Source organism: Streptomyces sp. NBC_00193 (assembly GCF_026342735.1).
Taxonomy (GTDB): Bacteria; Actinomycetota; Actinomycetes; order Streptomycetales; family Streptomycetaceae; genus Streptomyces; species Streptomyces stoeckheimensis.
The window spans coordinates 725,089-749,396 of record NZ_JAPEMM010000001.1 but is presented as its reverse complement, the minus strand read 5'-3'; the positions used below and the strand labels follow the sequence as shown (position 1 = coordinate 749,396).

The 24,308-nt window shown below is 72.9% G+C and carries 22 protein-coding genes; 15 read left to right on the top strand and 7 right to left on the bottom strand.

Annotated features, from left to right (window positions below; genetic code table 11):
- Positions 1-2: 2 nt before the first annotated feature.
- From OG898_RS02985 to OG898_RS02950, 8 genes are all read left to right on the top strand, one after another.
- Positions 3-689, top strand: a complete 687-nt coding sequence (locus tag OG898_RS02985; RefSeq protein ID WP_250751754.1) for a two-component system response regulator — start codon at positions 3-5, stop codon at positions 687-689.
- A 217-nt stretch (positions 690-906) separates the two neighbouring features.
- Positions 907-3,708 (top strand): DNA translocase FtsK, encoded by a 2,802-nt coding sequence (locus OG898_RS02980; RefSeq protein WP_266954832.1) that lies wholly within the window; start codon positions 907-909, stop codon positions 3,706-3,708.
- A gap of 203 nt (positions 3,709-3,911) precedes the next feature.
- Complete coding sequence (locus OG898_RS02975; RefSeq protein ID WP_250751758.1) at positions 3,912-4,808, top strand: helix-turn-helix domain-containing protein; 897 nt, start codon at positions 3,912-3,914, stop codon at positions 4,806-4,808.
- A gap of 126 nt (positions 4,809-4,934) precedes the next feature.
- A complete protein-coding gene (rimO, locus tag OG898_RS02970) occupies positions 4,935-6,428 on the top strand; it encodes a 30S ribosomal protein S12 methylthiotransferase RimO (protein ID WP_250751760.1) in 1,494 nt (497 codons plus the stop codon).
- Positions 6,425-7,081 (top strand): CDP-diacylglycerol--glycerol-3-phosphate 3-phosphatidyltransferase, encoded by a 657-nt coding sequence (gene pgsA, locus OG898_RS02965; protein ID WP_250751772.1) that lies wholly within the window; start codon positions 6,425-6,427, stop codon positions 7,079-7,081. Before rimO ends, pgsA begins: the two co-directional genes overlap by 4 nt.
- Before the next feature lie 98 nt (positions 7,082-7,179).
- On the top strand, positions 7,180-7,683 hold the full coding sequence (locus OG898_RS02960; RefSeq protein WP_250751820.1) for a CinA family protein: 504 nt from the start codon (positions 7,180-7,182) through the stop codon (positions 7,681-7,683).
- 109 nt (positions 7,684-7,792) lie between these two features.
- Entirely contained in the window at positions 7,793-8,173 is a 381-nt protein-coding gene (locus OG898_RS02955) for a helix-turn-helix domain-containing protein (RefSeq protein ID WP_112451800.1), read from the top strand.
- A 266-nt stretch (positions 8,174-8,439) separates the two neighbouring features.
- Positions 8,440-8,799 carry a hypothetical protein gene (locus OG898_RS02950; RefSeq protein ID WP_266954827.1) on the top strand — a complete coding sequence of 120 codons (360 nt, stop codon included), beginning with the start codon at positions 8,440-8,442 and terminating at the stop codon, positions 8,797-8,799.
- 35 nt (positions 8,800-8,834) lie between these two features.
- On the opposite strand, the gene OG898_RS02945 is transcribed toward OG898_RS02950, so the two are convergent.
- The 3 genes from OG898_RS02945 to OG898_RS02935 all read right to left on the bottom strand — a co-directional run bounded on the left by OG898_RS02945 (position 8,835) and on the right by OG898_RS02935 (position 15,680).
- A complete protein-coding gene (locus tag OG898_RS02945) occupies positions 8,835-9,602 on the bottom strand; it encodes an SDR family NAD(P)-dependent oxidoreductase (protein WP_250751777.1) in 768 nt (255 codons plus the stop codon).
- A gap of 36 nt (positions 9,603-9,638) precedes the next feature.
- Complete coding sequence (locus OG898_RS02940) at positions 9,639-10,529, bottom strand: DNA-formamidopyrimidine glycosylase family protein (protein WP_266954825.1); 891 nt, start codon at positions 10,527-10,529, stop codon at positions 9,639-9,641.
- Positions 10,530-11,075: 546 nt separating this feature from the next.
- Positions 11,076-15,680, bottom strand: coding sequence for an ATP-dependent helicase (locus OG898_RS02935; protein ID WP_266954823.1), 4,605 nt, complete (start codon positions 15,678-15,680; stop codon positions 11,076-11,078).
- Between the two features lie 80 nt (positions 15,681-15,760).
- On the opposite strand from OG898_RS02935, the gene OG898_RS02930 reads away from it, so the two are divergent.
- Both OG898_RS02930 and OG898_RS02925 read left to right on the top strand, forming a co-directional pair.
- Positions 15,761-16,609 carry an AraC family transcriptional regulator gene (locus OG898_RS02930; protein ID WP_266954821.1) on the top strand — a complete coding sequence of 283 codons (849 nt, stop codon included), beginning with the start codon at positions 15,761-15,763 and terminating at the stop codon, positions 16,607-16,609.
- Positions 16,610-16,657: 48 nt separating this feature from the next.
- Positions 16,658-17,083 (top strand): hypothetical protein, encoded by a 426-nt coding sequence (locus OG898_RS02925; protein WP_250751790.1) that lies wholly within the window; start codon positions 16,658-16,660, stop codon positions 17,081-17,083.
- A gap of 15 nt (positions 17,084-17,098) precedes the next feature.
- Here OG898_RS02925 and OG898_RS02920 read toward each other — a convergent pair whose 3' ends face one another.
- Positions 17,099-17,899: a DUF4037 domain-containing protein gene (locus tag OG898_RS02920; protein ID WP_250751792.1), complete on the bottom strand. Its 801-nt coding sequence runs from the start codon at positions 17,897-17,899 to the stop codon at positions 17,099-17,101.
- A 65-nt stretch (positions 17,900-17,964) separates the two neighbouring features.
- On the opposite strand from OG898_RS02920, the gene OG898_RS02915 reads away from it, so the two are divergent.
- Together OG898_RS02915 and OG898_RS02910 are read left to right on the top strand one after the other, a co-directional pair.
- Entirely contained in the window at positions 17,965-18,684 is a 720-nt protein-coding gene (locus OG898_RS02915) for an AzlC family ABC transporter permease (protein ID WP_250751795.1), read from the top strand.
- Entirely contained in the window at positions 18,681-18,989 is a 309-nt protein-coding gene (locus tag OG898_RS02910) for an AzlD domain-containing protein (protein ID WP_250751798.1), read from the top strand. The genes OG898_RS02915 and OG898_RS02910 overlap by 4 nt, the downstream gene beginning before the upstream one ends.
- Here OG898_RS02910 and OG898_RS02905 read toward each other — a convergent pair.
- Positions 18,958-19,965: a hypothetical protein gene (locus tag OG898_RS02905; protein ID WP_266954816.1), complete on the bottom strand. Its 1,008-nt coding sequence runs from the start codon at positions 19,963-19,965 to the stop codon at positions 18,958-18,960. The two genes, OG898_RS02910 and OG898_RS02905, sit on opposite strands and share 32 nt — an antisense overlap.
- Positions 19,966-20,046: 81 nt before the next feature.
- Here OG898_RS02905 and OG898_RS02900 point away from each other — a divergent pair, with 81 nt between their 5' ends.
- Positions 20,047-20,241 (top strand): DUF3046 domain-containing protein, encoded by a 195-nt coding sequence (locus OG898_RS02900; protein ID WP_214955542.1) that lies wholly within the window; start codon positions 20,047-20,049, stop codon positions 20,239-20,241.
- Positions 20,242-20,392: 151 nt separating this feature from the next.
- Positions 20,393-21,652 carry an AI-2E family transporter gene (locus tag OG898_RS02895; protein ID WP_250751803.1) on the top strand — a complete coding sequence of 420 codons (1,260 nt, stop codon included), beginning with the start codon at positions 20,393-20,395 and terminating at the stop codon, positions 21,650-21,652.
- On the opposite strand, the gene OG898_RS02890 is transcribed toward OG898_RS02895, so the two are convergent.
- Together OG898_RS02890 and OG898_RS02885 are read right to left on the bottom strand one after the other, a co-directional pair.
- Entirely contained in the window at positions 21,600-22,361 is a 762-nt protein-coding gene (locus OG898_RS02890; RefSeq protein WP_266954812.1) for a Clp protease N-terminal domain-containing protein, read from the bottom strand. The genes OG898_RS02895 and OG898_RS02890 overlap by 53 nt on opposite strands.
- A 74-nt stretch (positions 22,362-22,435) precedes the next feature.
- The gene (locus OG898_RS02885) at positions 22,436-23,002 is read right to left on the bottom strand and encodes a 2'-5' RNA ligase family protein (protein WP_266954811.1); all 567 of its coding nucleotides are present in this window, start codon (positions 23,000-23,002) and stop codon (positions 22,436-22,438) included.
- A 184-nt stretch (positions 23,003-23,186) separates the two neighbouring features.
- Between OG898_RS02885 and recA the strand changes: the two genes are divergently transcribed.
- On the top strand, positions 23,187-24,308 hold the full coding sequence (gene recA / locus OG898_RS02880) for a recombinase RecA (protein ID WP_250751812.1): 1,122 nt from the start codon (positions 23,187-23,189) through the stop codon (positions 24,306-24,308).

Sequence of the window (24,308 nt, the reverse complement as noted above, 5' to 3'; positions counted from 1 at the left end):
GCATGGTGCAGAAGGCCAAGATCCTCCTGGTCGACGACCGGCCGGAGAATCTGCTGGCGCTGGAGGCCATCCTCTCCGCGCTCGATCAGACACTGGTCCGGGCGTCGTCAGGGGAGGAAGCGCTCAAGGCGCTGCTGACGGACGACTTCGCGGTCATTTTGCTCGACGTGCAGATGCCGGGCATGGACGGGTTCGAGACGGCCGCGCACATCAAGCGGCGTGAGCGGACCCGGGACATCCCGATCATCTTCCTCACGGCGATCAACCACGGTCCGCACCACACCTTCCGCGGGTACGCGGCGGGCGCGGTGGACTACATCTCCAAGCCCTTCGACCCGTGGGTGCTGCGGGCCAAGGTCTCGGTGTTCGTCGAGCTGTATACGAAGAACTGCCAACTGCGCGAGCAGGCGGCGCTGCTGAGGCTCCAGCTGGAGGGCGGCGGCTCCAACGGCGCGGTGGACGGCTCCAAGGAGACGGCCGGCCTGCTGGCCGAGCTCTCCGCGCGGCTCGCCGCCGTGGAGGAGCAGGCGGAGGCGCTGACCAAGCAGCTCGGCGAGGAAGCGGCCGATCCCTCGGTGGTGGCCACCGCGGCGCACCTGGAGCGCAAGCTCACCGGGCTGCGGCGGGCGCTCGACGCGCTGGAACCGGGGACGGGCGGCGGGGCTCCCGTGCTGCCCGCTCACGGCTGAGGTTCGCGGCTGGGTGAGGCTGCCGAGCCCGTTCGTGACCCGGGAGGGGCGCGTGCGGGCCCGCTTGGCGGGCCGTCAGGTCTGGCGGGACGTCAGGGCGGGCCGCCGGTACGGGCCGAGCCCGCGGGCGTCTCCCACCCGAGACCCGGAACGACACGAACGGGTGAAGGGGTGGGCACGCGTGTCCACCGGCGCGCGCACCGGTAACCTCGGGCGCATGGCCTCAAGTACGTCCGGTAAGGGTTCCCAGAGCACGGCGGGCACCGCGAAGGGCCGCACCGGCCGTACGACGGCGCCGGCGAAGAAGGCTGCCCCAGCCCGCAAGCCGCCCGCCAAGAAGGCGGCGCCCGCCGCCAAGCGCGGCCCCGTCAAGAAGGTCGCGCCGAAGCCCGCGCCGTCCCCCACCGGGGGAGTGCTGCGGCTGGTGCGCGCCTTCTGGCTCGGCATCGCGCACGCGGTCGGCGCGATCTTCCGCGGCATCGGGCAGGGTGCGAAGAACCTCGACCCGGCCCACCGCAAGGACGGCCTCGCCCTGCTGCTGCTCGCGCTCGCGCTGATCGTCGCCGCCGGGACCTGGTCGAACCTGAGCGGGCCCGTCGGGGACCTGGTGACCATGCTGGTCACCGGCGCCTTCGGGCGGCTCGACCTGCTCGTGCCGGTCCTGCTCGGCGTCATGGCGGTACGTTTCATCCGCCATCCCGAACAGGCCGATGCCAACGGCCGCATCGGCATCGGGCTCTCGGCGCTGGTCGTCGGAGTCCTGGGGCTCGTGCACATCGCCTGCGGAGCCCCCGGGCGCGACGAGGGCACCACCGCCATGCAGAACGCCGGCGGGCTGATCGGCTGGGGCGCCTCGAAGCCGCTGATCTTCACCATGGGCGCGCCGCTGGCCGTGCCGATGCTGGTGCTGCTCACCGTGTTCGGGCTGCTGGTGGTCACCGCCACCCCCGTCAACGCGATCCCGCAGCGGCTGCGGAGCGCGGGGATCCGCCTCGGGGTCATCGCTCCGAACGAACACGACGCCGAGTATGCCGAGTACGGGGACGCCGCGAGCGCGGCCTCGGCCGCCGCGGACCGGCACGATGCCGAGCAGTGGCGGGCCCGCTCCGGCGCTGCCGGGCCGGGAGACCCGGCGGAGGCCGCCGAGGAGGAGGCGCTCGCCCGGCGCCGGCGCCCCCGGCGGGCCTCGGGCCGGTCCATGGACCGCGGGATGGACGCCGTCGACGTGGCCGCGGCGGCCGCCGCCGCGCTGGACGGGGTGGTGTACGGCGGGATGCCGCCCTCCCCGCTGGTCGCCGACCTCACGCAGGGCATCTCGATGGAGCGTGAGGGTGCGGAGATCACCGCCCCGGTTCCGGCGGCCCGGGAGGAGGGGCCGTCCCGCGAGGAGAAGGCCGCCCGCGAGGAGGAGCCCGCCGACGCGGCCCCGCCGCACGACACCACGGCGGCGGCCTCCGGGACGCTGTCCGTTCCCGACCTGACCAAGACCCCGCCCCCGACCCAGGCGCTGCCGCCCCGCGCGGAGCAGCTCCAGCTGCGCGGGGACATCACGTACTCCCTGCCCTCGCTTGACCTGCTGGAGAAGGGCGGCCCGGGCAAGACCCGCAGCGCCGCGAACGACGCGGTCGTGGCCTCCCTGACGAACGTGTTCATGGAGTTCAAGGTCGACGCGAAGGTCACCGGTTTCACCCGGGGCCCGACGGTGACCCGCTACGAGGTGGAGCTCGGCCCGGCCGTGAAGGTCGAGCGGATCACGGCGCTGGCGAAGAACATCGCCTACGCCGTGGCCTCGCCCGACGTGCGCATCATCAGCCCGATTCCGGGCAAGTCGGCGGTCGGCATCGAGATCCCGAACACCGACCGCGAGATGGTCAACCTGGGGGACGTCCTGCGGCTGGCGGACGCCGCCGAGGACGACCACCCGATGCTGGTGGCGCTCGGCAAGGACGTCGAGGGCGGCTACGTCATGGCCAACCTGGCGAAGATGCCGCACGTCCTGGTCGCCGGAGCCACCGGTTCCGGAAAGTCCTCCTGCATCAACTGCCTGATCACCTCGGTGATGGTGCGGGCCACCCCGGAGGACGTCCGGATGGTGCTCGTGGACCCCAAGCGGGTGGAGCTGACGGCGTACGAGGGCATCCCGCACCTGATCACGCCGATCATCACCAACCCCAAGCGGGCCGCCGAGGCGCTGCAGTGGGTCGTGCGCGAGATGGACCTGCGCTACGACGACCTGGCCGCCTTCGGCTACCGGCACATCGACGACTTCAACCAGGCGATCCGCGACGGCAAGATCAAACTGCCGCCGGGCAGCGAGCGGGAGCTCAGCCCGTACCCGTACCTGCTGGTGATCGTCGACGAGCTCGCCGACCTGATGATGGTGGCCCCGCGCGACGTGGAGGACTCGATCGTCCGCATCACCCAGCTGGCCCGCGCGGCCGGCATCCACCTGGTGCTCGCGACCCAGCGGCCCTCGGTGGACGTGGTGACCGGTCTGATCAAGGCGAACGTGCCCTCGCGCCTGGCCTTCGCCACCTCCTCGCTCGCCGACAGCCGGGTCATCCTCGACCAGCCGGGCGCGGAGAAGCTCATCGGCAAGGGCGACGGGCTGTTCCTGCCCATGGGCGCGAACAAGCCCGTGCGGCTCCAGGGCGCCTTCGTCACCGAGGACGAGATCGCCGGGATCGTGCAGCACTGCAAGGACCAGATGGCCCCGGTCTTCCGCAACGACGTCACCGTCGGGCAGAAGCAGAAGAAGGAGATCGACGAGGAGATCGGCGACGACCTCGACCTGCTGTGCCAGGCGGCCGAGCTGGTGGTCTCCACGCAGTTCGGGTCCACCTCGATGCTCCAGCGCAAGCTGCGGGTCGGGTTCGCGAAGGCCGGGCGGCTGATGGACCTGATGGAGTCCCGGGGGATCGTCGGACCGAGCGAGGGGTCGAAGGCGCGCGACGTGCTGCTGAAGGCCGACGAGCTCGACGGCGTGCTCGCGGTGATCCGCGGGGAGACTCCCGAGTAACGGGCAAAGGATCGGGGGCAACCGTTTCCCCCGGTCGCGTGTCTAGTTGAGGGAGTGGCGGTCCGTTCCGGGTCGCCGCACCGGGCGGGAGCCCCCTGGCCATTCGTATGGCGTAGGGAGGTGCCCCTCCGGTTGCTCCACCCTTTCGTCACCCCCCTAGACTGGACATCCAGCAGGTGGCTACACGCTCGAAAGGCGCCCTCGTGTCCATCGGCAACGCCAACTCCCCCGAAGAAGAGCGGCCTTCGACCGACGACCGGTCCGAGGACCGCCTCGTCGAACGTTCCGTCGAAGAGCCGTCCATCGGGACGGCCCTCAAGAAGGCCCGGATCGCCGCCGGGCTGACTGTCGACGAGGTCAGTTCCACCACCCGCGTGCGCATTCCGATCGTGCACGCGATCGAATCCGACGATTTCACGCGCTGCGGCGGCGACGTCTATGCCCGCGGCCACATCCGTACGCTCGCCCGTGCCGTACGACTCGATCCGGAACCCCTGATCGACAGCTACGACGCGGCCCACGGCGGCCGGCCGGCACCCACCCCCGCCGCGCCGATGTTCGAAGCCGAGCGGATCCGCCCCGAACGGCAGCGGCCCAACTGGACCGCCGCCATGGTCGCCGCCATCGTCGCCGTGATCGGCTTCGTCGGCTTCACGGCCTTCGGCGGCGCCGACGAGAAGACCAAGCGGCCGGTGGCGGAAGGTTCCGCCGCGCCGAAGCCCGCACCCACCCCCAACGCGTCCAAGCCGTCGGTCCAGGCGCCGCCGGCGCCCACGGCTCCCAAGCCGGAGCCCTCGGACAGCGCCATCGCCGCCGCGCCCAAGGACCTCGTCACGGTCGTCCTGACGGCCAACGACGGCGAGAGCTGGATCTCGGCCAAGGACCACAGTGGCCGGCTCCTCTTCGACGGCACCCTCGAACAGGGTCAGTCGAAGACGTTCACGGACAAGGAGTCCATCGACCTGGTGCTCGGCGATGCCGGGGTCGTGAAGCTCTTCGTGAACGGCAAGGAGATCAAGGACGAGTTCCAGCCCGGACAGGTGGAACGTCTCACATACACCAAGGACGACCCCCGTCAGGGTCAGGCCCAGGCGGGCTGACCAGCAGGGCTGACCAGCAGGGAATAGAACGTTCCGGATCCCCGGGGTGCCGCGCCGCACCCCGGGGATCTTGTCGTCCGGGACGGGAGGCGGGGGCCGGTGCCGGGACGAAGTAGTCTTGAGTCCATGCCCGAACGCCGTACCGTCGCCCTTGTCACTCTTGGCTGCGCCCGTAACGAGGTGGACTCGGAGGAGCTCGCAGGCCGCTTGGCGGCGGATGGCTGGGAGCTCGTCGAGGACGCCGCCGATGCGGACGTAGCCGTCGTCAACACCTGCGGCTTTGTCGAAGCCGCCAAAAAGGACTCCGTAGACGCCCTGCTGGAGGCCAACGATCTCAAGGATCACGGCCGCACGCAGGCCGTCGTAGCCGTCGGCTGTATGGCCGAGCGCTACGGCAAGGAACTTGCCGAAGCGCTCCCCGAGGCCGACGGCGTACTCGGCTTCGACGACTACGCCGACATCTCCGACCGCCTCCAGACCATCCTCAACGGCGGCATCCACGCCTCCCACACCCCGCGCGACCGGCGCAAGCTGCTGCCGATCAGCCCGGCCCAGCGCCAGGACGCCGACGTGGCGCTCCCCGGCCACGCCCAGGAGCCCGAGCCCGCCCCCGCGGACCTGCCGGAGGGCGTCGCGCCCGCCTCCGGTCCGCGCGCGCCGCTGCGCCGCCGCCTGGACAAGAGCCCGGTCGCCTCGGTCAAGCTCGCCTCCGGCTGCGACCGGCGCTGCTCCTTCTGCGCCATCCCGTCCTTCCGCGGCTCCTTCATCTCCCGCCGCCCCAGCGACGTGCTGGGCGAGACGCGCTGGCTCGCGGAGCAGGGCGTCAAGGAGATCATGCTGGTCTCCGAGAACAACACCTCGTACGGCAAGGACCTGGGCGACATCCGCCTGCTGGAGACCCTGCTGCCCGAGCTGGCCGAGGTGGACGGCATCGAGCGCGTCCGCGTCAGCTACCTCCAGCCCGCCGAGATGCGGCCCGGCCTGATCGACGTACTCACCTCGACCCCCAAGGTCGTCCCGTACTTCGACCTCTCCTTCCAGCACTCGGCCCCCGACGTGCTGCGCGCCATGCGCCGCTTCGGTGACACCGACCGCTTCCTGGAGCTGCTGGACACCATCCGCAGCAAGGCCCCGACGGCCGGCGTCCGGTCCAACTTCATCGTCGGTTTCCCCGGCGAGAAGGAGTCCGACTTCGCCGAGCTGGAGCGCTTCCTCACCAGCGCGCGGCTCGACGCCATCGGCGTCTTCGGCTACTCCGACGAGGACGGCACCGAGGCCGTCACGTACGAGAACAAGCTGGACGCCGACACCATCGCCGAGCGCCTCGCCCACATGCAGCGCCTCGCCGAGGAGCTCACCTCGCAGCGCGCGGAGGAGCGGATCGGGGAGACGCTGGAGGTGCTCGTCGAGACGGTCGTCCCGCTCGACGAGGCCGAGGACGGCGAGGGCGCTTACGGGCGCGCCGCCCACCAGGCACCCGAGACCGACGGCCAGGTCGTCTTCACCGACGGCGCGGGCCTGGTCCCGGGGCGTATCGTCACCGCGAAGGTGGTCGGCACCCTGGGTGTGGACCTCGTGGCGGAGCCCCTGGGCGTGGATCTTGAGGAGGCGGCCGGATGACCGGAGCCCCGGCATCTGCGGCGGGCGGGACCGGCCGCCGGCCCGCGCCCGGCGCGAAGCTGGGCGCCGCGGCGGTCAATCAGGCCAGCCTGTGGAACATCGCCAACATCCTGACGATGATCCGGCTGGTCCTGGTGCCGGGATTCGTGATGCTGCTGCTCGCCGACGGGGGCTATGACCCCGTCTGGCGGGCCCTGGCGTGGGCGGCGTTCGCCGTCGCCATGATCACCGACATCTTCGACGGGCATCTGGCCCGTACGTACAACCTGGTCACCGACTTCGGCAAGATCGCCGACCCCATCGCCGACAAGGCGATCATGGGGTCGGCATTGGTGTGTCTGTCCTGGCTCGGCGATTTGCCCTGGTGGGTCACCGGGGTGATCCTGGGCCGGGAACTCGGGATCACGCTCATGCGTTTCTGGGTCATCAGGTACGGAGTGATTCCGGCGAGCCGGGGCGGGAAGCTGAAGACCCTGGCCCAGGGCACGGCCGTGGGCATGTACGTGCTCGCGCTGACCGGGCCGCTGGCGACGCTGCGGTTCTGGGTGATGGCGGTTGCCGTCGTCCTGACCGTCGTCACCGGTTTGGACTACATCCGGCAGGCCGTCGTGCTCCGGCGCAAGGGGCTCGCCGCGGAGCGTGCCGCGCGGTGAACCTTGCGGGGGATGGCGCGGGGCTGCAAGAGACGGGCGGATCTTCGGTGGCCGGTGAAGCACTGCGGAATGCGGCCGGGTCCGCCGGGGCCAGTGGGGTGGTTGCGGCCGAGGTACTGAGACTCCTTGCGGAGAGTAACGGTACGGTTGCGGTCGCGGAGTCGCTGACCGGCGGCATGGTCGCCGCGGAGCTCACGGCCGTCCCCGGCGCCTCCAAGTCTTTTCGCGGGTCGGTCACGGCGTACGCGACCGAGCTGAAGCACCAGGTGCTGGGCGTGGACGCCGGGCTGCTCGAGGCCGAAGGCGCGGTGAACCCGCAGGTCGCGGAGGAGATGGCGGCCGGAGTGCGGCGCGTGCTGGGTGCCTCGTGGGGCATCGCGACCACCGGAGTGGCCGGTCCGGAACCGCAGGACGGGCAGCCGGTGGGCACCGTTTTCATCGCGGTGGCGGGTCCCGGGGGCAGGAAAACGGCCCGGCTGAGGTTGAAAGGCTCCCGCGCGGAAATCCGTAGGGAGAGTGCACGGACAGTGCTCGAGCTGCTCGCGAGCGAACTCCGCGAGAATCTGCGGGGGCAGGATACGGAACAGGACGGGGGGATTTGATGTTTGCAGCCCTGAGTGAACACGACATCGCTCCCCGCACGGCCGCCGCGCGAGGCGGTACGGTGGGGCGTGAAGGTTACGGCTACACGGTCAGAGGAGGGAGCCACCGATGATTCTGCTCCGTCGCCTGCTGGGTGACGTGCTGCGTCGGCAGCGCCAGCGCCAGGGCCGTACTCTGCGCGAAGTCTCCTCGTCCGCCCGAGTTTCGCTCGGCTATCTCTCCGAGGTGGAGCGGGGGCAGAAGGAGGCATCTTCCGAGCTGCTCTCCGCGATCTGCGACGCGCTTGACGTACGGATGTCAGAGCTGATGCGGGAAGTCAGCGACGAGCTTTCGCTCGCCGAGCTGGCCCAGTCCGCCGCGGCGAGCGAACCGGTGTCCGCACCGGTCCGCCCGATGCTCAATTCGGTATCCGTGGCCTCGGTCACGGGTGGCCCGGAACGGGTGACCATCAAGGCACCCGTGGAAGCGGTGAATGTCGTAGCCGCGTGATGCGTGCGTGAGCGAATGCCTGCGTGCGTGTCCGTGAGTGTGCGTGTGCGTGCGTGTGTGCTGAGCGTATGAGTGTGGCCGGAGCCCCGGCCGGTGCCCTTGGGTGCCGGGCGGGGCTTCTTGCCGTTCCGGGTGCGGGTGGTTCCGGTGGGGGCGCCGTTCCGGTGGGGGGAGGGTGCCGTTCCGGTGGCGGCGCGAGGGGGTGCGGGTGGGGGCGGGGTGCGGGAGGATGGGCCCGTTCGGGTCTCCGGCCCCTGGAGGTGGCCGTGCGGCGGTTGCTGGGTATACCCGTGGGTCTGGCCCTCGCGCTGTCGGTGGGCGTCCTGTGGTGGTGGGCCGTGCTGCGGCTCGTGCTGGCGCCGGCCGAGGCCGGGCCGGTGGAGGGTGCGGTCGCCGTCGGGGGGTGGGGGCTGGGGCTGCTGCCGGTGCACTGCGTGCCGGGGCCGGTCGGTGGACGTCGCCGCCGTGGTGCGGCAGGTGGTTTGGGTGGCGGAGCTGGGGATGGCGGCGGAGCCGCGGGCAACGGCGGGGAGCGGGCTGGTGCCGGGTCGGTGGCGGTCGGGGAGCCGGGGGTGATGCCGTCGGGGAGTGGGGAGCCCGGGGGCGGGTCGTCGGGGGCTTGGTGATCGTGGGTCTGGGCGGGTGGACCGGGGGTGGTTCCTTACCAAGGCATGGAGACTCCTCCGTTCGGGCGAAGGATTTGGCCCGTCATGAAGGACGAGGCGTCCGAGGCGAGGTAGAGCACTGCCTGGGCTATGTCCTCGGGCTCGCCCACGCGGCGTAGCGGGGACATCCGCGTCATCATCGCTTCGGTCTGCTCCTGGACCTCGGGGCTGTGCCGGCCGGTCATCGGGGTGCGGATCCAGCCGGGCGCGACGGCGTTGACGCGGATGCCGTGCGGGCCGGCCTCGGTGGCGAGGGTCTTGGTCAACTGGACGACGGCGGCCTTGGCGGCGCTGTAGCAGAGCAGACCGGGCTGGGCGGCGTCCACGGCGCCGGAGGCCATGGTGATGATCGAACCGGGCCGGCCGGCCGCGATCATGGCGCGGGCGGCCTCCTGGCAGGTGCGCAGCACCCCCTTGAAGTTGATGTCCAGGACCCGGTCGAGGTCCTCGTCGGACGTCTCCAGAACGCTGCTGCTGTGCATGACCCCGGCGATCGCGGCGGTGATGTCGAGCGGGCCGGCCTGTGCGATCGCCGCCTTGATCGCGGCACGGTCGGTCACGTCGAGGGGATGTGCGGTGGCCCGGCCGCCGGCCTTGGTGATCAGTTCGACCGTCTCCTGGAGACCGTGGGCATCGCGGTCCGCGCAGTGCACGGCGGCTCCGGCCTCGGCGAGGAGTACGGCGGTGGCCCGGCCGATGCCGCTGGCGGCGCCGGTGATCAGAGCGGTGCGGCCGGTGAGTTCGTACGCGCTGGGTGTAGGCATGCGGGGACGGTACGACCGGATCTGACGGGGCGTCAACTAAGGCGTCGGGCCGGATTGGCAACGGGGACACCAGTACGTGGGGCGGTCGTCCTGCGGAGCCTCGCGGACGGGGGTGCCGCAGCGCAGGCAGGGGCGGTGGGCGCGGCCGTAGACGAACAGGGTCTGGCCGGGGCGGCGGCTGCCGGTGGTGTTGCGGCGGCGGTCCTTGTTCGCGTCGAGGAGCCGGTGCGCGGCGGCGGCGAGGCGGGGGAGCGTGCTGGGCGGCAGGTCGCCCACCGGGGTCCAGGGGGTGACCTGGGCGAGGAAGCAGAGCTCGGCCTTGTAGACGTTGCCGATGCCGGCCAGGTTGCGCTGGTCGAGGAGGGCTTCGCCCAGGGGGCGGGCGGGGGCGGCGAGGAGGTTCGCGGCGGCGGTGGCCTCGTCCCAGTCGGGACCGAGGAGGTCGGGGCCGAGGTGGCCGACGGCGCGGTGCTCGTCGGCGGTGCGGAGCAGTTCGACGACGGGGAGGCGGTAGCCGACGGCGGTGTGGTCGGCGGTGGCGAGGATGACGCGGATTTCGTGGGCGGGGCCGGGTGGGTGGGGCGGGGTGGCTGTGCGGGTGCGGGTGGTGGTGCTGGTGCTGGTGGTGTCGGTGGTGGGGAGGATGCGCCAGGTGCCGTCCATGCGGAGGTGGGTGTGGAGGGTGAGGCGGGGGTGGGGGGTGGCTCCTGGGGCGGTGCCGGTTCCTGGCTCGGTGGCGGGTGCCGTCGGGGGGCCGAAGCGGATGAGGAGGTGCTTGCCCCGGGGGACGACCTCCAGGGTGGTGAAGCCCGTGAGGTCTGCGGTGGCGAAGCGGGGGACGCGGAGGTCGGAGCGGGTGAGTTGCTTGCCCGCGAGGGCTTCGCGGAGCCGGGCCGCGGTGCGGTAGACGGTGTCGCCTTCGGGCATGCGTTCATTCTCCTGCGGAGTCGGGGTCTCGGCGTGCGGCCGGGGCTCCGCTGCGCGGTGCTTTGCTCCCCGCCCCGCCCTTCCTCCGTTCCCCGGGGCTGCGCCCCGGACCCGCTCCCTGGGGCTGCGCCCCTGGACCCGCCTTGGGGCTGCGCCCCTGGACCCGCCTTGGGGCTGCGCCCCTGGACCCGCCTTGGGGCTGCGCCCCTGGACCCGCCTTGGGGCTGCGCCCCGGACCCGCTTCCTGGGGCTGCGCCCCGGACCCGCTTCCTGGGGCTGCGCCCCGGACCCGCTCCTTGGGGCTGCGCCCCGGACCCGTGGCCTGTCTCTGGGCTCGCCCTGGGGCTGCGCCCCGTTTCCGGGCGGGACTGTCCTGGGGCCGCTCTGGGGCTGTGCCCGGAGCGTTTCCGGGACTGCGGTCTGATTCGTTGGCGGATCTGCCCCCGGGCCCGTTGCCGGGGCTGTACCCGGACCGGTTGCCGGGTCTGTGCCCGCCACCGCGGGCACGCCCCGGACCCGCCCGGACTCGGATCCAGGAGCTGGGGGTTAGTGGCGGAGGCGGAGGCCTTGGGGGGTGGCGTGGAAGCCGGTGGCTTCTGTGGGTGGGGCGTAGGGGGAGGTGAGGGAGGGGGCGGCGTTGATGCGTTCCACCGTGAGGGTGGGGAGGGTGCCGTTGCGGGAGGCCGTGGTGAGGGCCGTCAGGGCGGCTGTGAGGCGGGGGTCCTCCGGGTCGGGCCAGGCGAGGAGGGTTTTACCGCCGCGCTCCAGGTAGAGGGTGAGTTCGCCGTCGACCAGGACGACCAGGGAGCCCGCCTTGCGGCCCGGCTTGTGGGTGGCGCCGGTCGGGGGCTCCGGCCAGGGGAGGGCGGCGCCGTAGGCGTTCGCCGGGTCGGCGGCGGCCAGGACCACCGCGGCGAGCGGGGGCGGGGTGCGCTCGGCCGCGCGGAGGCGGTCGACCGCGCCGTCCATGGCGAACTGGGCCGCGCCCAGGCCTTCGACCACGTAGCCCCTGCGGGCCTGGCCGCTGTCCTCGAAGGCCGAGAGGATGCGGTAGACCGCGCTGAAGCCGCCTTCCACGCCTTCGGCGGCCACCGCGCCCCGGGTCACCACGCCGTGGCGGTCCAGCAGGGTGCGGGCCAGGGCGTGTGCGCGGTGCGTCGGGTCCGGGGCGTGGACCGGGAGCAGGGACCAGCGGCCCGACACCGTGGGCGGGCCCGTACGGGAGGAAGGGCCGGTGAGGGTGCCGTAGCGGCCGCGGGGGATCGTACGGCGGGCACGGTGGGCGGTGGCGCCCGCCGTGCGGCCCGAGCCGAGGAGGGAGCGCAGGGGGGCCAGGGTGTCGTTGGTCAGGCGGCCCGACCAGGCCAGGTCCCAGACGGCGGAGGAGAGGTCCGCGTCCGAGGCGTCCGGGTGCAGGGAGCGGGCCCGGTCCGTGAGCTGGCGGAAGAACAGGCCGTAGCCGCCGGAGAGGGCGGAGAGGACCGCTTCGTGGAGCGGGGTGAGCTCCAGGGGGTGCGGGGGAGGGAGGAGGAGGGGGGCGGCCTCCGCGAGGTAGAGGGAGATCCAGCCGTCCTTGCCCGGCAGGGCGCCCGCGCCGGCCCAGACGACCTCGCCGGTGGTGGTGAGCTCGTCCAGGAGGGTGGGGGAGTAGCCCGCCACGCGGGAGGGGAGGATCAGGCGCTCCAGGGCGGAGGCGGGCACCGCGGCGCCCTGGAGCTGTTCGATCGCGCGGGCCAGGCCGTCGATGCCGCGCAGGGCTCCGCCCACGTGCTGCCACTGGGGGAGGAAGGTGGCGAGGGAGGCGGGAGGGACCGGTTCCAGCTCCTGGCGCAGGGCTGCCAGGGAACGGCGGCGCAGTCGGCGGAGCACCGTCGCGTCGCACCATTCCTGGCCGGTGCCCGCCGGGTGGAACTCGCCCTGCACCACCCGCCCGGCCGCCGCGAGCCGGTGCAGCGCGCCGTCCGTCACGGCCGTGCCCAGCCCGAAGCGGGCGGCGGCGGTGACGGTGGTGAAGGGGCCGTGGGTGCGGGCGTACCGGGCCAGGAGGTCGCCGAGCGGGTCCTTCACCGGCTCGGTGAACGCCTCCGGGACGCCCACCGGGAGCGCCGTGCCCAGCGCGTCGCGCAGCCGGCCGGCGTCCTCGATGGCCGCCCAGTGGTCCTCGCCGGCGATCCGGACCCGGATCGCCCGGCGGGAGGCGGCGAGGGACGGCGCCCACTCCGCCTCCGCCCCGCGGGCGGCCAGCTCCGCCGGGGTGAGCGGGCCCAGCAGGCGCAGCAGGTCGGCCACCGACTCGGCGTCCTTGGCCCGCCGGTCCTCGGTCAGCCACTGGAGCTCCCGCTCCAGCTCGGTCAGCACCTCCGCGTCGAGCAGTTCGCGGAGCTCGGCCTGGCCGAGCAGCTCGGCCAGCAGCCGGGAGTCCAGCGACAGCGCGGCCGCCCTGCGCTCGGCGAGGGGCGAGTCGCCCTCGTAGAGGAACTGGGCGACGTACCCGAAGAGGAGGGAGCGGGCGAAGGGGGAGGGCTCGGGCGTCGTGACCTCGACGAGGCGGACCCGGCGTGCCTCGATGTCTCCCATCAGCTCGGTCAGGCCCGGCACGTCGAAGACGTCCTGCAGGCATTCCCGTACGGCTTCCAGCACGATCGGGAACGAACCGAACTCGGAGGCCACCTGGAGCAGTTGCGAGGCGCGCTGGCGCTGCTGCCACAGGGGGGTGCGCTTGCCGGGATTGCGGCGCGGGAGGAGCAGGGCACGGGCCGCGCACTCGCGGAAGCGGGAGGCGAACAGCGCGGAGCCGCCCACCTGGTCGGTGACGATCTGCTGGACGTCCCCGTGGTCGAAGGCGACGTCCGCCGCGCCCAGCGGGGGCTTGTCGTCGTCGAAGTCGAAGGAGGCCGAGGAGGGCCCCCGCGCCGGGTCGTGGTCCAGTAGGTCCAGGTCCATGTTCAGCAGGTCCGCGTCCGGGAGGCGGAGCACGATGCCGTCGTCGGCGTGCATGACCTGCGCGTCCATCCCGTACCGCTCGGAGAGGCGGGCGCCGAGCGCCAGCGCCCAGGGGGCGTGCACCTGGGCGCCGAAGGGGGAGTGGACGACGACCCGCCAGTCGCCGAGCTCGTCGCGGAACCGCTCGACGACGATGGTCCGGTCGTCCGGTACGTGGCCGCAGGCCTCGCGCTGTTCGGCGAGGTAGGACAGGACGTTCTCGGCGGCCCAGGCGTCCAGGCCCGCCGCCAGCAGGCGCAGTCGGGCGTCCTCGGGGGCGAGGCCGCCGAGCTCGCGCAGGAACGCGCCGACCGCGCGGCCCAGTTCCAGCGGGCGGCCCAGCTGGTCGCCCTTCCAGAAGGGGAGGCGGCCCGGGACGCCGGGGGCGGGGGTGACCAGGACGCGGTCGCGGGTGATGTCCACGATCCGCCACGAGGTGGTGCCGAGGGTGAAGACGTCGCCGACGCGGGACTCGTAGACCATCTCCTCGTCGAGCTCGCCGACCCGGCCGCCGCCCTTCTTCGGGTCGGATCCGGCCAGGAAGACGCCGAAGAGCCCGCGGTCCGGGATGGTCCCGCCGGAGGTGACCGCGAGCCGCTGGGCGCCGGGCCGGCCGGTGATCGTACCGGCGACGCGGTCCCACACCACCCGGGGCCTGAGCTCGGCGAACGCGTCCGAGGGATAACGGCCGGCCAGCATGTCCAGCACCGCCGTGAAGGCCGAGTCGGGCAGCGCCGCGAAGGGGGCCGCCCGGCGCACCAGGGCGAGCAGGTCGTCGAGCTGCCAGGTGTCCATCGCGGTCATCGCGACGAGCTGCTGGGCGAGGACGTCCAGCGGGTTGGAGGGGATCCGCAGGGACTCGATCGAGCCCGTGCGCATCCGCTCGGTGACCACGGCCGCCTGGACGAGGTCGCCCCGGTACTTGGGGAAGACGACCCCGGTGGAGACCGCGCCCACCTGGTGCCCGGCCCGGCCCACCCGCTGCAGCCCGGAGGCCACCGACGGCGGGGACTCCACCTGGATGACGAGGTCCACGGCGCCCATGTCGATGCCGAGCTCCAGGCTGGAGGTGGCGACCACGGCGGGCAGCCGGCCCGCCTTCAAGTCCTCCTCCACCAGCGCCCGCTGCTCCTTGGAGACCGAGCCGTGGTGGGCGCGGGCCATCAGCGGCGGAGCACCCTGGGCGGCGCCCGACTGGGCCATGATCTCGGCCGGGGGCGGGCCCTCGGGCAGCGGGCCGCCCATGGCGCGCTCGTACGCGATCTCGTTGAGCCGGTTGCACAGGCGCTCGGCGAGGCGGCGGGAGTTGGCGAACACGATGGTGGACCGGTGGGCCTGGACCAGATCGGCGATCCGCTCCTCCACGTGCGGCCAGATGGAGGGCTTGTCGCCGCCCTCCTTGCCCTCGGTGGCGGGGGAGCCGCCCAACTCGCCCATGTCCTCGACCGGGACGACCACCGACAGGTCGAACTCCTTGGTCGAGGGCGGCTGGACGATCTCCACCTTGCCGCGCGGAGCGAGGTAGCGGGCCACCTCCTCCACCGGGCGGACCGTCGCCGACAGGCCGATCCTGCGCGCGGGGCGGGGCAGCAGCTCGTCCAACCGCTCCAGGGACAGCGCGAGATGGGCGCCGCGCTTGGTGCCGGCGACCGCGTGCACCTCGTCCAGGATCACCGTCTCGATCCCGGACAGGGCCTCGCGGGCGGCCGAGGTCAGCATCAGGAACAGCGACTCGGGCGTGGTGATCAGGATGTCCGGCGGCCGGGTCACCAGCGCGCGCCGCTCGGCCGGCGGGGTGTCGCCGGAGCGGATGCCGACCCGGATCTCGGGCTCGGGCAGGCCCAGGCGCACCGATTCCTGCCGGATACCGGTCAGCGGGCTGCGGAGATTGCGCTCCACGTCCACCGCCAGCGCCTTCAGGGGCGAGATGTACAGCACCCGGCAGCGCTTCTTCGGATCCGCCGGGGGCGGGGTCGAGGCGAGCTGGTCGAGGGCGGCGAGGAAGGCGGCCAGGGTCTTGCCGGAGCCGGTGGGGGCCACCACCAGCACGTCCGAGCCCGCACCGATGGCCCGCCAGGCACCCTCCTGGGCGGCGGTGGGCGAGACGAAGGCCCCCGTGAACCAGGAACGGGTCGCGGGGGAGAACGAGTCGAGCGCGGTACCGGACATGCCCCCATCGTGCACCCGCCCACTGACAACGGGCCGGACCTGTGGAAACACCCCGGCCGGGCCGGGCGCAGAATGGGGGGATGGGGACCGGGACCGGAGCGGACGAGGGCCGTCGGGAGTGGGCGCGGCACTGGCAGTACGCGGAACTGCCCGGGCTGGACCTGCTGCGTGCCCACTACGTGCGCCACACCTTCCCGCGCCACGCCCACGACGGGTACGTCATCGCGGCCGTCACCGGCGGCGTCGAGGAGATCGGCCTGCCGGGGGACACCCTGCGCGCCGGGCCCGGCAGCGTGGTCCTGATCAACCCCGAGGTCCCGCACACCGCCCGCGCCGGGGTCCCCGAGGGCTGGGCCTACGCCACCCTCTACCCCTCCCGGGCGCTGATCACCGAGGTCGCCACCGAGATCGGGACCCTGCGCGGGACCCCCGGTTTCACCGCCGCCATGGTCGCCGACCCGCAGGCCTCGCGGGCCATCACCGAGGTCCACCGCGCCGCCGAGGCCGGCAACGCGTTGGCCGCCGACACCCTGCTGCGCGGGGTGGTGGCCCGGATGCTGACCCGGCACGCCGGCCCGCTGCCCACCCGTACGGGGGGCCGTGCGGGCGCCGCCGACGCGGAGCGGGCCCGGGCCGTACTGGAGGAGCGGATGGGGGAGCCCCCGTCCCTGGAGCAGCTCGCGGCGGAGCTGGGGACCAGCCCCTTCGCCCTGCTGCGCGCCTTCCGGGACCGGTACGGCATGCCCCCGCACACCTGGCTGACCGACGCCCGGGTCCGGCGGGCACGCCGGCTGCTCGACGCGGGGATCCCCCCGGCCGAGGCGGCCGTCACCGTCGGCTTCACCGACCAGCCGCACCTGAACCGGCACTTCACCCGCATCGTGGGGGTGCCGCCGGGGGCCTATCGGAGGGAACGGGCGGCGGGTTAGGCCGCGCCGGGCGGGCCGGACGGGGATCCGGCGGTAGGTTCCGGTGGCATGGCCGAACCCCTGCACGCGGCGCCCGTTCACCCGGAACCCGGTCGCGCCGCACCCCTCTACTACGTCGACCGCTCGGACATCCGCGAGGGCAGACTCGAGGACGTCAGGAACGGGATGCGCGACCTGGCCGAGTTCGTCGAGGCGCGCGAGCCGCAGCTGATCGCCTATCAGTTCTACATCGACGAGACCGAGTCCACGATGACCCTGGTGGCCGTCCATCCCGATTCGGCGTCCCTGGAGTTCCACATGGAGCTCGGCGGGGAGAAGTTCCGCGCGTTCGCCGCGTTCATCCGCATGAGGTCCATCGACGTCTACGGCCGGCCGAGCCCGGCGGCCGTGGACCAGCTCCGCCGGAAGGCCGAGATGCTCGGCGGCGGCACCGTCACCGTCCACACCCGCCAGGCGGGCTTCACGCGGCCGTAGCCGACCCCGGTCCGCTCACGCCAGTGCCGCGCGGGTCTCCTCGACGAGCACCCGCGCCTCGGCCACCGTGGCCGTCAGGGCCTCGGGGGTCGTGCCCTGCGCGCCCAGCAGGGTACGGACGCGGTCGCCGAAGCCCGCCGGAGCACTCGGCAGGAGCTCCGCCGAGGCCAGGGCGCCCTTCTCGTTGAGGCACCAGCGGCGGTCCGCCGCGTACAGGGACTGGACGAGGACGCCGAAGGCGCGGGACAGGCACAGGGAGACGTACAGGGAGTCCCCGCGGGCCGCGCCCTTCGCGGCGCCCGCGACCAGGAACTCCGCCTCCCAGGCCCCGGCGATCAGGGAGTCCCGCAGCGGCTCCGGATACACCGAGGTCTTCTCGCGCAGGGCGGTCAGCTCGCCCGACGGGTCGGCCAGGACCTGTCCGAGGGCCACCTCGCCCGGGTAGCAGGGGGACCAGAAGCCGAGCGGGTGGCCCGCCTGCACGCCCACCTCGTAGCGGCCCTCACGGCAGTCCTCCCAGACCCGCTCCACCCGGTCCAGGTCGCGCAGGATCCAGTCCACCGCCACGCCGTCGACGCGCAGCCAGGCTCCGCCGTTGACCCAGGGGCCCCAGCCGCCCGGGCCGGCCACCTCCACGTCCGGTCCGGCCAGCGCGCCCAGCGCGGCGAGGTCGAGGTCGCCCCGGTAGTAGACGCCGAGGTCCCAGTCGGATTCCGGCCGGTGCTCGCCGCGGGCCCGGCTGCCGCCGAGCATCACTCCGCGGACCCCCGGCACCTCGGCCAGCCGGTCCGCCATTTCCTTGATCGCTTCATGCATGGTGCAAGAACGTACAAGACCCGCAGGCGTTCCCCGAATATTTTCGGGGCGTGGGAGAACATCAGATGGCCATACAAGAGGTTCCAGGTCGAGAGGTCCCCGGCGGGTCCGCGGCCGAGGTCAAGCCGCGCGCCGCCGTCGTACGGGACGCGCTGGGCGTGGGCGTGGCGGTCGGACTGTCCGGGTTCGCCTTCGGGGTGACCGCCGCCGGGTCCGGGGTCAGCACCCTCCAGGCGTGCGTGCTGAGCCTGCTGGTGTTCACCGGGGCCTCGCAGTTCGCGCTGGTCGGAGCCCTGGCCGCCGGCGGGAATCCGTTCACGGCCGCCGCCGGGGCCTTCTTCCTCGGGACCCGCAACGCCTTCTACGGGCTGCGGCTGTCCCAGCTGCTCGCGCTGCCCAAGGGCGTACGCCCGTTCGCCGCGCACTGGGTGATCGACGAGACCACCGCCGTGGCCCTGGCCCAGCCCGACCGGAAGTCCGCGCGGCTCGGGTTCACCGTGACCGGGCTGAGCCTCTACGCCCTGTGGAACCTCACCACCCTGCTCGGCGCGCTCGGCGCCGAGGCCATCGGGGACACCAGGGCGTGGGGTCTGGACGCCGCCGGGCCCGCCGTGTTCCTCGCGCTGCTCGCGCCGATGCTGAAGACCGGCACCGAGCGGGCCGTCGCCGGGCTCGCCCTCGTCCTCGGGCTGGGCCTGCTGCCCGTACTGCCCGCCGGGGTGCCCGTGCTGATCGCGGCGCTGGCCGCGCCGATCGTGCTGTGGATGAAGGGACGCCGCCCGTGAACGTCTGGATCGCCATCGGGATCACCGTCGTCGGCTGCTACGCCGTGAAGCTCGCCGGACTGCTCGTCCCCGCCGGGGCCCTGGAGCGGCCCGCGGTGCGCAAGCTCGCCGCGCTCCTGCCGGTCGCACTGCTGGCCGCGCTCACCGCGCAGCAGACCTTCGCCACCGGGCAGGAGCTCGTGCTCGACGCCCGCGCGGCCGGGCTCGCGGCCGCCGCGGTCGCACTGGTGCTGCGGGCCCCGTTCCTCGTCGTGGTCGCGGCGGCCGTCGCCGTCACCGCGGGGCTGCGGGCCCTGGGAGGCTAGGGCCGGGGAGCCGGCCGTACGCGCGCAGGGTCAGCAGCGCCTCCAGCGTGGCGATCGGGCGCCGCTCCAGCGAGCTGCCCGGCGCCCACGCGCCGCGGTGCACCGGCCAGCCGCCGTCCGGCTGCTGCAGGCCGGCCAGGAAGCGCAGCGAGCCGTACAGCTCCGCGTCCGTGAACCAGCCGCGGGCGAGGGACTCCGGGCGGCGGGCGAAGTCGTACGGGTACAGGCGCTCGTCCGGCGCGCGGCCGGGGACCGGCGGGTACGCGCCCTGCCGCGCGGGATCCAGTACGACGAGCCGGTCGTCGCGGACGAGCCGCCCCAGCCGGTCGGCGGCCACCGCGGCCCGGGCCCGGTCGGGCACCCCGTCCAGGAAGGCCACCGCGCCCTGGACCTCGTACGGGTTCCAGTGGCGCAGGTTCTCCACCCGGTCCCAGCAGAAGTCCGTCGCCCGGAACAGCCACGCGTGCCACACCCGGTTGCGGTGCAGGATCCCCACGACGGGGCCGGTGGCCAGCAGGTCGCCCGGCGGATCGTCCTGCAGCGGGAGGTAGGGGGCCGCCGGATAGCCGCCGGAGGCCGGAGCGGTCGCCGGAAGCGCCCCGTCCGGGGTGGAGACCCGGGCCAGGTGGGCGCAGAGCCGCTCGATGCGCTGTCCGGCGCAGCGGCCCAGGCCGTCCAGGACGCGCAGGGCGTGGGCGGTGTGCAGCGGGTGGCTCAGCGGACCGCGCAGATCAGGGTCGAGGGCGTGGCCGTAGCCGCCGTCGCCGCCGAGGTAGGCGCCGAGGGCGGCATCGACCGGGTCCGCGTCCCCGCCGAGGAAGTGGAACGCGAACCGCCGCTGCTCCAGCACGCGGGCCGTGAGCCAGATGAACTGCTCGGCGCGGGCCAGTGCACTCGTCGCCGTCGGCGTGCTCGGCACGCTCGGCGCGGTCGTTGCGGTCGTCGCCGCCGGGGCGCACGCTTCGTCTCCAGGCATGCCAGGAACCGTAGGGGCCCGGACTGCGCCGACGTGGCCCGAACGGGGAGGGGCCACTCTCCGGGGCGGGATACTGGAGGCATGCGGTTGACGATTTTCTGGGAGCGGATGGCCGAGCACTTCGGTGCGGGCTACGCGGACTCCTTCGCGCGGGACCACGTCATGACGGAGCTCGGGGGACGCACCGTCCACGAGGCGCTGGACGCGGGCTGGGAGGCCAAGGACGTGTGGCGCGCGGTGTGTTCGGCCGTGGACGTGCCGGCTTCGCTGCGCTAGCAGGGCCTGGGCAGGGCCCGGGCAGGGCCTGGGCAGGGCGACCGGCGTACGGCCCGGCGGCCGGCCGGGGCGAGGCTCGGGCGAGCGCTGCGCGGGCGGGCCCGAGCGAGCGCTTGGCGGTACGCGGCGCCGGTGGGACAGACTTGGCGGCGTGGCAGCCACCGAAGAGACGACCGACCAGCCCGAAGGCCCCCGGGGCGCGCGTCCGCCCGGCCCGGCGACCCCGGCGGACGCGGGAGATCCCTCGGCCGGGGTTCCCCGGGCGGGGGACCCCGGAGCGCCGGGCCCCGTCGAGGGCACGGCGGCGGATGCCCGGATGCCGCGCTGGCTGCCGCGCGCGGTGATCCTCGTCCTGGCCCTGGTGGCCTGTTTCCAGCTGGGCAGCTGGGCCTTCCACCAGCTCATCGGGCTGCTCGTCAACATCCTGATCGCGTTCTTCCTCGCGCTCGCGATAGAACCGGCCGTGGCCCGGATGGCGGCCCGCGGCATGCGCCGCGGGCTCGCCACCTTCCTGGTGTTCCTCGGGGTGTTCGTCGCGGCCGTCGGATTCGTCGTCCTGCTCGGCTCGGTGCTCGCCGCGCAGATCATCGACCTGGTGGAAGGCTTCCCCGGCTATCTCGACTCGCTGATCGGCTCGATCAACGACACCTTCCACACGGACCTGTCCCGGCTGGACATCCAGGACAGTCTGCTGCACTCCGACTGGCTGCAGAAGTACGTGCAGAACAGCGCGAGCGGCGTGCTCGACGTGTCCGCCACCGTGCTCGGCGGACTGTTCAAGCTGCTGACGATCGGTCTGTTCTCCTTCTACTTCGCCGCCGACGGGCCGCGACTGCGCCGCGCGCTGTGCTCCGTACTCCCGCCCAGGAAGCAGGCGGAGGTGCTGCGGGCGTGGGAGATCGCCGTCACCAAGACGGGCGGATACCTCTACTCGCGCGGGCTGATGGCGCTGATCTCCGGGATCGCGCACTACATCGTCCTCGCGGTGCTGGGCGTGCCGTACGCGCCCGCGCTCGCGGTGTGGGTGGGGCTGGTGTCGCAGTTCATCCCCACCATCGGCACCTACCTGGCGGGCGCGCTGCCGATGCTGCTCGCCTTCACGGTCAACCCCTGGTACGCGCTGTACGTCCTCGGATTCGTGGTGGTGTACCAGCAGTTCGAGAACTACGTGCTCCAGCCGAAGCTGACGTCGAAGACGGTGGACATCCACCCGGCGGTGGCCTTCGGATCGGTCATCGCGGGCACCGCCCTGCTGGGCGCGGTCGGGGCGCTCATCGCGATCCCGGCCGTCGCCACGATGCAGGCCTTCCTCGGCGCGTACGTGAAGCGGTACGCGCTGACGGGCGACGCGGACGCCTCTACTTCCCGGCCTCGTCCGCAGAGGCGAGTACGGCTGCCAGGGCGTCGTTGACCCAGTTCTCGACGGCGTCCTTGTCCACGCCGAGGCCGCTGAGCGTTCCCGTTCCGTTCTCCAGCTCCAGGAGCGCGAGCAGGATGTGCTCGGTGCCCACGTAGTTGTGGCCGAGGCGCAGGGCCTCGCGGAAGGTGAGCTCCAGGGCCTTCTTCGCGGAGGCGTCGAAGGGGACCAGGGCGGGGAGCTCCGCCGCGGCCGGGGGCAGGCCGGCGGTCGCGGCGGCGCGCACGTCGTCGGCCGTGACGCCCTGGTCGGCGATGGCGTGGGCGGCGAGGCCGTCGGGTTCGGCGAGCAGGCCGAGGACGAGGTGCTCGGTGCGGATCTCGGTGTTGCTCGCGGCGCGGGCCTCGTTCTGGGCGGTCACGACCACGTTGCGGGCGCGGGGGGTGAAGCGGCCGAAGCCCTGGCTCGGGTCGAGCCCGGGGTCACCCTCCTTGTCGGCCTTGGGGACGAAGCGCTTCTGGGCGGCCTGGCGGGTGACGCCCATGCTGCGGCCGATGTCGGTCCAGGAGGCGCCGGAGCGGCGGGCCTGGTCGACGAAGTGACCGATGAGGTGGTCGGCGACGTCCCCCAGGGCTTCGGCGGCGACGACAGCGCCGCTGAGCTGCTCCAGGGTGTCGGTGTGGACCTTCTTGATGGCCTCGATGAGGTCGTCGAGGCGTACCGGATTGGTCATGCGAACGGGTTCCACCGAAGGGTTCGTCATGAGGCAACCCTAGGTTGACAGTCGAATGGGTGTCAACCTTGGGTTGTCACTCTTGGGCCGTCGCTCTCGGGTCGTTACGCTTCCGGCTCCCGCAGGGTGAAGCTCGCGCGCTCCCGCCAGGCCGTCCCGTCGTAGGCCACCAGGTCGACGGTGCGGACGCGGGTGGTGAGGGGCAGTCGGCCGTCGAGGTCCGCCTCGGCGGCGTCCAGGTCCGCCTCGCGGGCGCGCTGGGCCACCGTGAGGTGCGGGGCCGGGTCCCCGTAGCGGCCGCCGTAGGGCTTGACGTCCGGCCAGCGGTCGGTGATCGCACGGGTCAGACGGCGCAGCGGGGCGTCCGGCTCCGGGGCGAGGTAGAGCATCCCCGGGAACCGGCCGGTCCGCTCGAAGCGCAGGTCGAAGGCGCGGTGGGGGCTCAGGGCCGCGGCGATCCCGGCGTGCACCGAGGCGTCGATCAGGCTCTCCGGGAGGAACGGGTAGAGCACGCTCACGTGCGCCGGCACCCCGGCCCCGGCCCGGGCCGCGGGGTCGATCCGCTCCCGCCAGTCCCGGACGACGGGTTCCGCTTCGGGTATCCGCACGATGAGCGCGGTGCGCCCGGCGGGGAACATGCTGGAGGTGGTGTCGTCCGCGGAGTCCTTCATGGGAGTGGATCATGCCAGCCGCCGGTGGGGCGGACGGGTCCGGCGTGGCGCGCTTGACAGGGAAATCGAACACGCATTCTTATTGGTTATCCACAGCCAAAACGGACGTGGGACCGCGTTGTCAGTGGCAGGCGTTAGCGTCAATGGCGTGAAGCGATCGACTCAAGCAAATCGGGTGGAACCCATGGCAGGCAACGACCGCGAGAAGGCTCTCGAAGCCGCGCTCGCACAGATTGAACGGCAGTTCGGCAAGGGTGCCGTGATGCGTCTCGGCGACAAGCCGAACGATCCCATCGAGGTCATCCCCACCGGATCGACCGCGCTGGACATCGCGCTCGGCGTCGGCGGACTGCCGCGCGGCCGTGTGATCGAGGTGTACGGGCCGGAGTCCTCCGGTAAGACGACCCTGACGCTGCATGCCGTGGCCAACGCGCAGAAGGCCGGCGGCACCGTGGCCTTCGTGGATGCCGAGCACGCGCTCGACCCCGAGTACGCCAAGGCCCTCGGCGTCGACACGGACAACCTCATCCTGTCCCAGCCGGACACCGGCGAGCAGGCGCTGGAGATCGTGGACATGCTGGTCCGCTCCGGCGCGCTCGACCTCATCGTCATCGACTCCGTCGCGGCCCTCGTGCCGCGCGCGGAGATCGAGGGCGAGATGGGCGACTCGCACGTGGGTCTCCAGGCCCGTCTGATGAGCCAGGCCCTCCGGAAGATCACCGGTGCGCTCAACCAGTCCAAGACCACCGCGATCTTCATCAACCAGCTCCGCGAGAAGATCGGTGTGATGTTCGGCTCGCCGGAGACCACCACCGGTGGCCGCGCGCTGAAGTTCTACGCCTCCGTGCGCCTCGACATCCGGCGCATCGAGACCCTCAAGGACGGCACGGACGCGGTCGGCAACCGCACCCGCGTCAAGGTCGTCAAGAACAAGGTCGCGCCGCCCTTCAAGCAGGCCGAGTTCGACATCCTCTACGGCCACGGCATCAGCCGCGAGGGCGGCCTGATCGACATGGGCGTGGAGCACGGCTTCGTCCGCAAGGCCGGTGCCTGGTACACGTACGAGGGCGACCAGCTCGGCCAGGGCAAGGAGAACGCGCGCAAGTTCCTCTGCGACAACCCCGCCCTGTCCGACGAGATCGAGCGGAAGATCAAGGAGAAGCTGGGCGTCGGCATCCGTAAGACAGACACCGCTGCCGCCGCCACGGCCGAGGCCGGCGCGGACGCGTCCGCCGAGACCGCCGCGGTGCCCGCTCCCGCGTCGAAGGCCAAGACCGCGGTCAAGGCCGCCGTCGCCAAGAGCTGA